The organism is Haemophilus sp. SZY H35 (assembly GCF_018829705.1).
In the GTDB taxonomy this organism is placed as follows: Bacteria; Pseudomonadota; Gammaproteobacteria; order Enterobacterales; family Pasteurellaceae; genus Haemophilus; species Haemophilus haemolyticus_K.
In genome coordinates this window covers 458,941-468,757 of sequence record NZ_JAHKJZ010000002.1, presented here as the reverse complement: position 1 = coordinate 468,757, position 9,817 = coordinate 458,941, and the positions used below count along the sequence as shown (strand labels likewise).

Here is a 9,817-nt window from a genome sequence, read left to right as displayed (position 1 = left end):
AAAGAATTATCCTGGCGGCGATAGTGCGGTGGAACCACCTGACACCATACCGAACTCAGAAGTGAAACGCTGTAATGCCGATGGTAGTGTGGGGCTTCCCCATGTGAGAGTAGGGCACCGCCAGGTTACCAAATACATAAATAAAGCAGAGTAGAATAAAAGATAAGAACCCCAGTTGAAGGACTGGGGTTTTTGTTTATGGATTTTAACTAACAACTATTTATTTGAAGTAGATAAGATAGAATAAAGCAAAGCAGAATAGAGAATAAAATAAAAGATAAAAAAACCAGTCTAAAGGCTGGTTTTTCTATTTTTATAGCCATATTTTCGTTTGGCTATAAAAAACATACGCTATGCATATGGAGTCAAATAGCTTAAGCGATTAACAGGAAAAATCCTTGCTATATAATGAACAATTCTGACAACCAAAATTCAACATATAGGACGATTATAATAGTAAGTAAAGTTAATGACGACTGGAGTCTATAACTTACAAAATGGAATGATAAGTATCATATTGTTTTTATTCCGAAGTACATAAGAAAAGTAAGCAGGAGAAAACCAATTTATAGAAGGTGAAGATTAGATATAGGGCAAATATTCGAACGGTTATATGTCTATAAGAATATGAGATAATTGGAGCGTGTATAATGCCAGACATATATTCATATGTTTTTGCTCTCTTTAAGGGAAGGTAAGAAAATAATTAGATAGATTGTCAATTCTCACAAGCCCTTTTAAGGGCTTGTGAAGTATAGAGCTTTATAAGAGAGCCTAAAAATTGACGTTTTGTGCGAATTGTTATTGGCTACTGGAAAAGTATTATGATATATAGAAATAAAGAAAAGAGTAGATTAATACTTAATTTCTCAGCTATCTAACGCAAACTACTACTTTTTATTTTCCTCATTTTCTGGCTCTAAATCTAATTTTGCCATCAATAACTGATCACCATCTTCTTCTGGATTGCCCGTGACAAGTAATTTATCACCATAGAAAATCGAATTTGCACCAGCCATAAAACACATTGCTTGCATTTCTTCACTCATACCACTACGGCCTGCAGAAAGGCGAACATAACTTTTTGGCATGGTAATACGTGCAACAGCAATCGTTCGCACAAATTCTGTCCAATCTAATTCTTCCGCATCGGCTAACGGTGTACCTTCAACCTTAACGAGTTGATTAATCGGCACTGACTCAGGTTGCGGGTCAAGATTTGCAAGGCTCGCGATTAACCCTGCCCGTTCTTTGCGAGTTTCATTCATCCCCACAATGCCACCACAACACACTTTTAATCCAGCTTTGCGTACTTTTCCTAACGTGCTAAGGCGATCATCGAAACGACGAGTACCAATCACTTCTGCATAATGTTCTGGCGCTGTATCAAGATTATGATTGTAATAATCTAAACCAGCTTCTTTTAAATCTTCTGCCATACCGTCTTGCAATAAACCAAAAGTACCGCAAGTTTCTAAACCAAGCGATTTCACTGCTTTAATAATTTCTGTGACTTTCTCAATATCTTTTGGCTTAGGGCCTCGCCAAGCTGCGCCCATACAGAAACGCCCCGCTCCACGCGCTTTCGCAATTTTTGCTTTAGCAACAATCTCATCAACATCTAATAATTGCTGATTTTGTACGCCAGTATGATAACGGGCTGATTGAGGGCAATAACCACAATCTTCTGGACATCCCCCCGTTTTGATAGACATTAACGTGGATAACTGAATCGCTCGAGGATTAAAATGCTTGCGATGAACTTGCGCAGCACGGTAAACCAATTCCAAAAATGGCGTTTCAAATAACGCCTCAACTTTGCAAACAGACCAATATTCAACGCTTGGATGTGGTGTAATGGAGTTAATTTGTAGTTTTTCAGTTAACATATTTTTCCTTTGAAAGTGCGGTGAATAATCACCGCATTTTTGTATCTTATATTCATTCAGTGTATAGGCTAGTATCGATAGCTATTGAATAAATTCATCGGTTATAAAATCTATATAATTTTACGTCTCTTTTTGCAATTGACTTATCTGACCATTTTCCACCAACAATACTCGATCTATCGTATCAACTAATTCCGATGGTTGATGAGTAACAAGTAACAACGTCAGATGTTTCTCATCACAAAGTTTGGCAATTAAAGCAAGCATTTCTACACGAAGTTTCTGATCTAATGCGGAAAAAGGCTCATCTAATAACAAGATGGGTTTATCTCGCAACAAACAACGAGCCAATGCCACTCGCTGTTTTTGCCCCCCAGAAAGAGAATTCGGTAAACGTTGTAAATAATCGCCCAATTCTACAGAACAAGCGACCTGTTCAATTTTTTCCTGTTCAAGTGCTGTTAATTTTAAAGAGGGCTTTAAACCCAACGCAAGATTTTGCTGTACGGTTAAATGGGGAAATAAATTATTTTCTTGAAATAACATGGAAACCGGACGCTCGTAAGGTGCACTACGAGTATGATTTTTATCGCTTAACCAAATTTCTCCTTGATGAGGAAATTCAAATCCAGCGATTAAATTCAATAACGTACTTTTCCCTGCCCCACTTTCACCAATAATTGCGACACGTTCGCCAGCATTTACGCTCAAATTAAAGCACATCGGTAAGGTTTTATCGTTCAAAATCACATTATTTAGATAAATCATTGGCATCCCTATGTGTGTGAATAAAGGCAAACAATACTCCACAAAGCAATAATAAAATCCCTGCCGTTACAGCTGCATCTTGATTACGATAATTACCTAGCTGCTGATATAACAAGTGCGGTAGAGAAGTAAACTCTTGATTGCCGAACAACGCAATAGCCGTAAAATCCCCTAACGATAGCGCCAAGGCTAAAGCAAAAGCATAGCGCAATGGTGCACGTAAAGTTTGCCACTCAATCAGATAAAAACGTTGCCAGCCCAAAATTCCCAGACTATTACACAGATTTTCGTAATAACGCATATTGTTATGAAAAGGTGCGCTCAAAATATGTATAACAAAAGGCATTGCACTTAATGCATTGCAAAATACAACTATGGCAAACAAATCAACATTTGAAAAATCCCGCTCTTGTAATAATAAAAATAGCCCCATTGCGAGTACTAAAATCGGGATTGCCAAAATCACCATTCCAGCATTAATAATAAATTGAGCAATTTTCTGATAATGTAACCATTCTAAACGGCGTGATAAAAGCAGTAAGGCAATCGCCATCATTAATGCAATCAATGCAGATAATGGTGCAATAGAAAGAGAATAACCTAACGCACGCCAAAGTTGAGAATTATGCCAAACAGTGAGCAAACTTGGTGAACTCAATGCGCTGATAAGAATATTCAATACTGGCGAAAAAAGGAAAAATACAAAAAGAAGTAAGACAAAAACATGGAAAATTTTGACCGCACTTTTAGGTTTCTCAAACCAAGGATGGCTATTACTCAAGCCATTTTGATTAGAAGGTGAAAAACGCGATGTCAAGCTGAATAAAATTAAGCAAAATACAAATTGCAACATGGCAAAAAGTGCTGCTTTTGGCAGATCAAATTCAAATAAAATCGCTTGGTAGATTGCTGTTTCTAATGTTGTATATTGAGGCCCACCGCCTAGCGTAAGAACAACTGTAAAACTGGTGAAGCAAAGCATAAAAATCAAGCTAAATGTGGGCAAACATTGTTGACGAAAAACAGGCCATTCCACTAATTTAACAAATTGCCAACCTTGTAAATTGAGTTGCGCAGCAAGCTGACGTTGCTGATAAGGAATACTTTGCAAACTTTGTAAGAAAAGCTGCGCTGCGAGCGGGATATTGAAAAAAAGATGGGCAATTAAAATTCCCGAAAGTCCGTAAATATGTCCCTGCCACTGCATTCCAAAAAGGTTAGCAAACCAAGCTAACCAACCGCTTGAACCATAAATGCCGATCAAACCAAAAATTGCCACTAAAACAGGTAAGACGAAAGTTAGCGACATTAATTTTAATAGCCACTTTTTTCCTGAGAAGGTTTGATAAAACAATGCTCGAGCGAGAAGCAGACCAAAAAAAATAGATAAAACGGTAGAAAGTAAGGCTTGTCCAAAACTGAAAAGAATTAGATGCTGTAGGTAATCATCTGTGAACCAAGTTTTCCATTGTAACTCATCGCCCAATGCAAAGATCGAACTTAATGCGCTACCATAAAAAAGAGTAATAAAGCTAATAACAACAACGCCGCCCACATAATGACGAGGGCGGAGTTGTGGATAATGAAATAACGACAACATCAAACTATTTTGTTAATGTAGTTTGCCAAGTGCTAATCCAATTTTTTAAGTGTTCCGCATTCACCATTGGATTAATTGGAGTTTGAGTTTTTTGTTGAGCTTTAAGTGCATCAAAGTGCGGTTCAATTTCACCTTGAATGACTGGCAACATAATATTGGCTGTCACAATATGTTTTTGTGCCGTAGGTGAGATTAAAAATGCCATAAAATCATCCGCACATTGATTTGGATGGTTGGCGACTCGAGCCGCTAATTCCACTTGAGTGATATGCCCTTCCGAAAAATCTGTCGCTGCATAATTATCTTTTTTCTCAAAAAGTTGGTGATAAAGTGGTGATGTGCTGTAACTTAACACTAAATCCGCTTCGCCTTTTAAGAATGCACCGTAAGTATCTGACCAGCCTTTACCCACTGTTACCGTATGCTTATCCAACGATTTCCAAGCAGATTGAATTTTATCGGCAGGGTAAATGGCATTCATCCAAACCAATAAACCACGACCCACACTGCTGGTGCGAGGATCTTGATAAATTACACGGATATCTTGACGTTCAACCAATTCTTTCAAACTTTTCGGCGGGTTTTGTAATTTAGTTTTATCGTACACAAAAGCATAGTTACCGAAATCAAAAGGCAAAAATGTTTCATTCGTCCATTTTGTTGGTAAATCCAGTTGAGTTAAATCCACTTTATTTGGCGCGAAAATACCTGTTTTTTCAGCTTGTTCTAAAACAAAGTTATCTAAACCTAGCACAATATCTGCTTTGGTTTTCTTTCCTTCCAAACGAACTCGATTGAGTAACACACCACCACTTTCAAAAGGCGTAAAATTAATAGCGCATTGTGGGTGCGCTTTTTCAAAATCTTGTTTTACTTTTGGACCGGCTCCCCACTCAGAAGTGAAAGAATCATAGCTATATACGCTAACACTTTGCTGTGATTGGGCTAATGCCTCGGTAGAAAAAAGTGCGGTAGAAATTAAGGTTAATTTAAGAAGTTTCATTATTACATCCTTATTTATATCAAAAGGCAGCAACAATGACGGGAAGGAGATAAGGTTGTATTCCTAGTTTCCTACGTCAGTATTAACTGTTTCAGGTTCACGGGTATGATCTCAGCGTATTGCACCCCGACTAGGCTTTTTAGTGTATTAAAATTTATTAGGCTTGCCAACGGATTTTTAAAAAGAAATAAACTTTCTACATTTTCTGAAAAAAATAAAAAAGCCCTGTAAAAAAGGGCATCCATAAGAGGTTTTAAAATTAAAAAGTGATTCGATAGGGCTTTCAATGCCTAAATCTGTCTGAGCAATGACTTTAAAACCAAAATCAGCTAATACATCTGCCATTTCTTTTACTTTGCTTTTATTGCCCGTGGCAAGTACAAATTTTTGCTTCGTAATTCTGTCCCTCATATCAAACATTGTCTTATTTTAATATCTCACCAAAAATTTTCGGAATAAATATTGACTTTAACCTTAGGTCAAGGTTTATGATTCGTACTCATTCAGTTATCACATAGGAGAAAAACATGAAAAAACTTATGACTTTTATCACACTTAGCGCTGCTGCAGTTTCAATTTGTGCCCAAGCTAATGAACAACCGCATCAAGCACACATGAATATGCTAATGTCGACAGGTTCTGCAATGCAACAAGAATTAATGCAAGGTATGAATCAAATGCATCAAGACATGATGGCAGCCATGCAATATAAAGATCCTGATGTTGCTTTTGCAGCAGGTATGTTGCCACACCATATTGGCGCAGTAAAAATGGCGGAAGTTGAATTAAAATACGGAAAAGATCCAGAGATGCGTAAGCTTGCTGAGAATATTATTCACGCACAACAAGCGGAAATTGAACAAATGCAAAAATGGCTTAAAGTGCACAATAAAAAAGCCCTGTAAAACAGGGCACCCATAAGCGGTTTTAAAATTAAAAAGTGATTCGATCACGGTTTCTTTCAAGCGTTGCTTTACCAATCCCTTGCACTTCTAATAGTTGTTCAGCACTCGTGAAATTACCGTGTTTTTCACGATATTGCACTATCGCTTCTGCTTTTTTAGCACCGATTCCTGTTAAGGCTTTTTGAATTTCACTAACTGTTGCCGTATTGATATTCAATTTATCACTCACAGTAACTGGTGCAACTTGAGCCTCAGTTTGAGTTGCCACAACAGGTTGAGCGGTTTGTTCTGTTGCTTTTTCCTCAGAAAAAGCCGAAGAGGCAAGCATCGCGCCACACAATACAACTGAAGTAAATAATGTTTTCATTAATTTCATAGAGGTTTCCTTTTAATATGAACATGTTGATGAGCATATCAACAGAGCCATTTTTTATGCTTTCAAGAAAACGCTCAAGATTCTTATCGCACTTCTGCGATTCAGATCGCAAAAATTCTTAGTTTGCATAAAAAAACAAAGGGCTTATCATTTACGACAAGCCCTTAAGATTAGTTAACTTCTTTTATTCTCAGCTCTTTTGGAACCTCAAAGAACATATTTTCTTCTAACCCTTGTAGTTCTTCTATGGTATTCGCCCCAAACTCTTTTAAGCGAGAAATAATCGATTGGACTAATTCTTCTGGTGCAGACGCGCCGGCTGTAATCCCAATGGTTTTCACATCATTAAACCAATCAGCTTGAATATCGGAAGGATCATCAAGAAGCTGTGATTTAACGCCCATTCGAGACGCTAATTCAGCTAAACGATTTGAATTTGATGAGTTTTTAGAACCTACTACCAACACTAAATCTGATAATTTAGCCAATTCTCGCACCGCTTCTTGACGATTAGTTGTCGCATAACAAATATCGTTTTTATGTGGCCCTTGAATAGCGGGATATTTTTCCTTTAATGCAGCAATAGTTTCAGCCGTATCATCTAGCGACAAAGTTGTTTGCGTCATAAAGGTTAAATCATCATTTTCTTGCATTGGCAAACGCGCAATATCTTCTACTTTTTCAATCAGGAAAATACCGCCATCTTCATTACTATACTGCCCCATCGTGCCTTCAACTTCAGGATGCCCTTTATGCCCAATCAAAATCGCTTTTGTTCCCTTTCGACTTGCCCGCGCAACTTGCATATGCACTTTTGTTACCAAAGGACAGGTTGCATCAAATACTTTGAGATTACGATCTTTCGCTTCTTGTCGAACGGCTTGAGATACGCCATGCGCAGAAAAAATAACGATAGCACCATCAGGTACTTCGCTTAATTCTTCCACAAAGATCGCGCCACGATCACGCAATCCATTTACAACAAATCGGTTATGCACCACTTCATGACGAACATAAATCGGTGCGCCATGAATTTCTAAGGCTAGTTCAACAATACTAATGGCACGATCTACACCGGCACAAAATCCTCGTGGATTCGCTAAAATTATCTTCATTTCTGACCGCACTTTTCTGCTTGTTTATCTTGTACTTTTTTCTTTTCGCTCTTAAAAGCATCCAATGCTAATAACCCTGCACCAATACAAATGGCAATATCGGCGATATTAAACACAGGATAATGGTAAATATCCCAGTAAAAATCAAAGAAATCCACGACGAAACCATTGTAAGCACGATCCACCATATTCGCTAACGCCCCTCCAATAATGAGTGCATAAGCAGAATTTTGGATTTTTTGTTGGGCATTATTTTTTGCTAAAAAATAAACCAACATGCCAGAAATAGCTAATGCTAACAAAATAAAGAAATATTGTTGCCAGCCACTATGATCCGCTAAGAAACTAAATGCCGCGCCATAATTGCGAACATAGGTGAGATTGAAAACAGGCAACACATTAACACTTTCATACAAATCAAATTTTTGCACCACAATATATTTAGTGAGCAAATCAACCACAAAAGCGACCGCACTTAACCATAAAAATGAAAGCCCTGATTTTTTGGACATAATATTTCCCTTCTAAAAAATTCCGCTAATTCTAGCATAAGCTGATAAATGATAAAGCACGATCTCATTTACTGAACGGCTTCTGGTAATTTTGCTGGATCATCAGCCAACTCTTTAACATTCACCACTTTCTTCCAATCAAATACCTTAATTTCCTGTTTTTCAGGACGGAAGAAATCGACGCCTTGTAAATGTTTTTCCTTAATCCCCATCCAATCAGCAAAACCATAAACAAAATTAAATGCAGATTGTGGTGTTTTTATTTTTTCTACCTTTTGGCTATTACTCGAAAACATAACGAAAGGAATTTCATAATCTTGTTTATAAAGATTATTTGGATGCAATGATAAACCTTTAGAATCCTCATAATGAGCAAGCCCATGATCAGAAAAGTAAATCACCGAATAGGGCTCATTTTGTGCTACCAATTGTGAATTTAATTTTTCTAAAAACTGATCGGTATATTTAATCGATTCTAAATAACAAGACATAGATTGATTAATAAAATAATTTTTAACCTCGTACGGAAGACGCTCACAAAAGGCGGGATGTGAGCCCATTAAATGAATCACAATTAATTTTGGATTCGTAATATTTTCTTTTAAGGCTTTATCTAATACAGGTAACATTTCATCGTCATAAACTTTTTTAGAGTTATAACCTAACGGTTTCATAAAAATCGTTTCATCTGCACTTTGACCAATACGAGAGGCCATCGTATCAAATTCCCCAATTTTGCCTTGATTAGAAATCCAATAGGTTTTCACGCCCGCTTTTTTGGCTAAAGAAATAATATTATCTGTATAAACCGTTTCCCCTTTTTCTGCTCGATACAAGGTGCGTTGTAAAGACGGTTGCGTATTTGGTGCCGCAGAATAATAGTTTTCAAAAACTGTGCCTTTCACACTTTCTAAAAATGGCGTGGTTTTCAATGGAAAGCCATATAACGACATATAATCTTTTCGCATGCTTTCACCGATAATCAAAATATAATTTTTATACTTTGGCGTGAAAGATTGAATATCCCATTGAGAAGGCGCATTAACGGATTGATTTAGAAAATCTCGTTGTTCTAAATACAGATCATTCATACGATCAAATTCTGAGTAAAACAGAACAGGATAAAAACGGAATTTATACGCATAGTTCCAATCAGAAAATTGATTGTAAGAAAAAACTAATAATAGGCTGATAACAGCCGTATTTAGCCATTTAAATGCTTGTTGTTTAGCATGAAAACTTAATTTCATTAAAGCAACAAACAGAATGAGATAAGTAGCTTGAAATAAAAATATCCAAAAAGGAATGGTTGTATAGTATTCCAAAGTTTCATTAATATTCGTTTCATAAACAGAAGCGATAATACCCAAAGATGGAATACCATAGAAAAAACCTGCAGAGCAATAAAATAGCGCACTGAGGAATAATACGGTGATTAATATTCGCCCAATCCAAGGGGTGAAATAAAAAGAAATCGCCGTGATAATAAATAAAATTGCGTAATCTGAAACGGGAATATTCTCACTTAATACATTACCCAACCCCATATTGGTAAAAATGGAGAAAACAAGCAATAAGAGATAAAACCATATTGTTTTTGAGCGAATCATTTCTTTTCCTAACATCATCTCTACTTCCTTTTGTACAAA

The 9,817-nt window shown here is 36.8% G+C and carries 10 protein-coding genes, 1 rRNA gene, 1 pseudogene and 1 riboswitch; of the genes and pseudogenes, 3 read left to right on the top strand and 9 right to left on the bottom strand.

Going from position 1 to position 9,817, the window contains the following annotated elements; all coding sequences use genetic code 11:
- The first annotated feature begins 10 nt into the window (after window positions 1-10).
- Window positions 11-126: ribosomal RNA gene (gene rrf / locus KP710_RS05885) — 5S ribosomal RNA — on the top strand.
- Window positions 127-453: 327 nt separating this feature from the next.
- A pseudogene (locus KP710_RS09515) lies at window positions 454-659 on the top strand (transposase); the annotation flags it as partial.
- 231 nt (window positions 660-890) lie between these two features.
- Here KP710_RS09515 and bioB read toward each other — a convergent pair.
- From bioB to KP710_RS05860, 5 genes are all read right to left on the bottom strand, one after another.
- Complete coding sequence (gene bioB, locus KP710_RS05880; protein WP_048952691.1) at window positions 891-1,889, bottom strand: biotin synthase BioB; 999 nt, start codon at window positions 1,887-1,889, stop codon at window positions 891-893.
- A 120-nt stretch (window positions 1,890-2,009) separates the two neighbouring features.
- Window positions 2,010-2,657: a thiamine ABC transporter ATP-binding protein gene (thiQ, locus tag KP710_RS05875; protein ID WP_215770992.1), complete on the bottom strand. Its 648-nt coding sequence runs from the start codon at window positions 2,655-2,657 to the stop codon at window positions 2,010-2,012.
- Complete coding sequence (gene thiP, locus KP710_RS05870; RefSeq protein WP_048952693.1) at window positions 2,641-4,257, bottom strand: thiamine/thiamine pyrophosphate ABC transporter permease; 1,617 nt, start codon at window positions 4,255-4,257, stop codon at window positions 2,641-2,643. Before thiP ends, thiQ begins: the two co-directional genes overlap by 17 nt.
- A gap of 4 nt (window positions 4,258-4,261) precedes the next feature.
- Window positions 4,262-5,260 (bottom strand): thiamine ABC transporter substrate binding subunit, encoded by a 999-nt coding sequence (gene thiB / locus KP710_RS05865; RefSeq protein WP_048952694.1) that lies wholly within the window; start codon window positions 5,258-5,260, stop codon window positions 4,262-4,264.
- Window positions 5,261-5,311: 51 nt separating this feature from the next.
- Window positions 5,312-5,399: riboswitch (TPP riboswitch) on the bottom strand.
- Window positions 5,400-5,437: 38 nt separating this feature from the next.
- Window positions 5,438-5,680, bottom strand: a complete 243-nt coding sequence (locus KP710_RS05860) for a Maf family protein (protein ID WP_215770991.1) — start codon at window positions 5,678-5,680, stop codon at window positions 5,438-5,440.
- A gap of 107 nt (window positions 5,681-5,787) precedes the next feature.
- Here KP710_RS05860 and copM point away from each other — a divergent pair, with 107 nt between their 5' ends.
- Window positions 5,788-6,165, top strand: a complete 378-nt coding sequence (copM, locus tag KP710_RS05855; RefSeq protein ID WP_215770990.1) for a CopM family metallochaperone — start codon at window positions 5,788-5,790, stop codon at window positions 6,163-6,165.
- Window positions 6,166-6,193: 28 nt separating this feature from the next.
- Here the strand turns inward: copM and KP710_RS05850 are convergent, their stop codons facing one another.
- The 4 genes from KP710_RS05850 to KP710_RS05835 all read right to left on the bottom strand — a co-directional run bounded on the left by KP710_RS05850 (window position 6,194) and on the right by KP710_RS05835 (window position 9,796).
- On the bottom strand, window positions 6,194-6,541 hold the full coding sequence (locus KP710_RS05850) for a ComEA family DNA-binding protein (protein WP_215770989.1): 348 nt from the start codon (window positions 6,539-6,541) through the stop codon (window positions 6,194-6,196).
- Window positions 6,542-6,711: 170 nt separating this feature from the next.
- Window positions 6,712-7,656, bottom strand: coding sequence for a 4-hydroxy-3-methylbut-2-enyl diphosphate reductase (gene ispH / locus KP710_RS05845; protein ID WP_005634483.1), 945 nt, complete (start codon window positions 7,654-7,656; stop codon window positions 6,712-6,714).
- A complete protein-coding gene (gene lspA, locus KP710_RS05840) occupies window positions 7,653-8,168 on the bottom strand; it encodes a signal peptidase II (RefSeq protein WP_005639176.1) in 516 nt (171 codons plus the stop codon). The genes ispH and lspA overlap by 4 nt, the downstream gene beginning before the upstream one ends.
- Window positions 8,169-8,236: 68 nt before the next feature.
- On the bottom strand, window positions 8,237-9,796 hold the full coding sequence (locus tag KP710_RS05835; protein ID WP_215770988.1) for a phosphoethanolamine transferase: 1,560 nt from the start codon (window positions 9,794-9,796) through the stop codon (window positions 8,237-8,239).
- Window positions 9,797-9,817: the final 21 nt, after the last annotated feature.

What these genes read in the sequence shown, in the direction of transcription:
- bioB (WP_048952691.1), bottom strand. Translation starts at nt 1,889, where the DNA reads ATGTTAACTGAAAAACTACAAATTAACTCCATTACACCACATCCAAGC.
- thiQ (WP_215770992.1), bottom strand. Translation starts at nt 2,657, where the DNA reads ATGATTTATCTAAATAATGTGATTTTGAACGATAAAACCTTACCGATG.
- thiP (WP_048952693.1), bottom strand. Translation starts at nt 4,257, where the DNA reads ATGTTGTCGTTATTTCATTATCCACAACTCCGCCCTCGTCATTATGTG.
- thiB (WP_048952694.1), bottom strand. Translation starts at nt 5,260, where the DNA reads ATGAAACTTCTTAAATTAACCTTAATTTCTACCGCACTTTTTTCTACC.
- KP710_RS05860 (WP_215770991.1), bottom strand. Translation starts at nt 5,680, where the DNA reads ATGTTTGATATGAGGGACAGAATTACGAAGCAAAAATTTGTACTTGCC.
- copM (WP_215770990.1), top strand. Translation starts at nt 5,788, where the DNA reads ATGAAAAAACTTATGACTTTTATCACACTTAGCGCTGCTGCAGTTTCA.
- KP710_RS05850 (WP_215770989.1), bottom strand. Translation starts at nt 6,541, where the DNA reads ATGAAATTAATGAAAACATTATTTACTTCAGTTGTATTGTGTGGCGCG.
- ispH (WP_005634483.1), bottom strand. Translation starts at nt 7,656, where the DNA reads ATGAAGATAATTTTAGCGAATCCACGAGGATTTTGTGCCGGTGTAGAT.
- lspA (WP_005639176.1), bottom strand. Translation starts at nt 8,168, where the DNA reads ATGTCCAAAAAATCAGGGCTTTCATTTTTATGGTTAAGTGCGGTCGCT.
- KP710_RS05835 (WP_215770988.1), bottom strand. Translation starts at nt 9,796, where the DNA reads ATGATGTTAGGAAAAGAAATGATTCGCTCAAAAACAATATGGTTTTAT.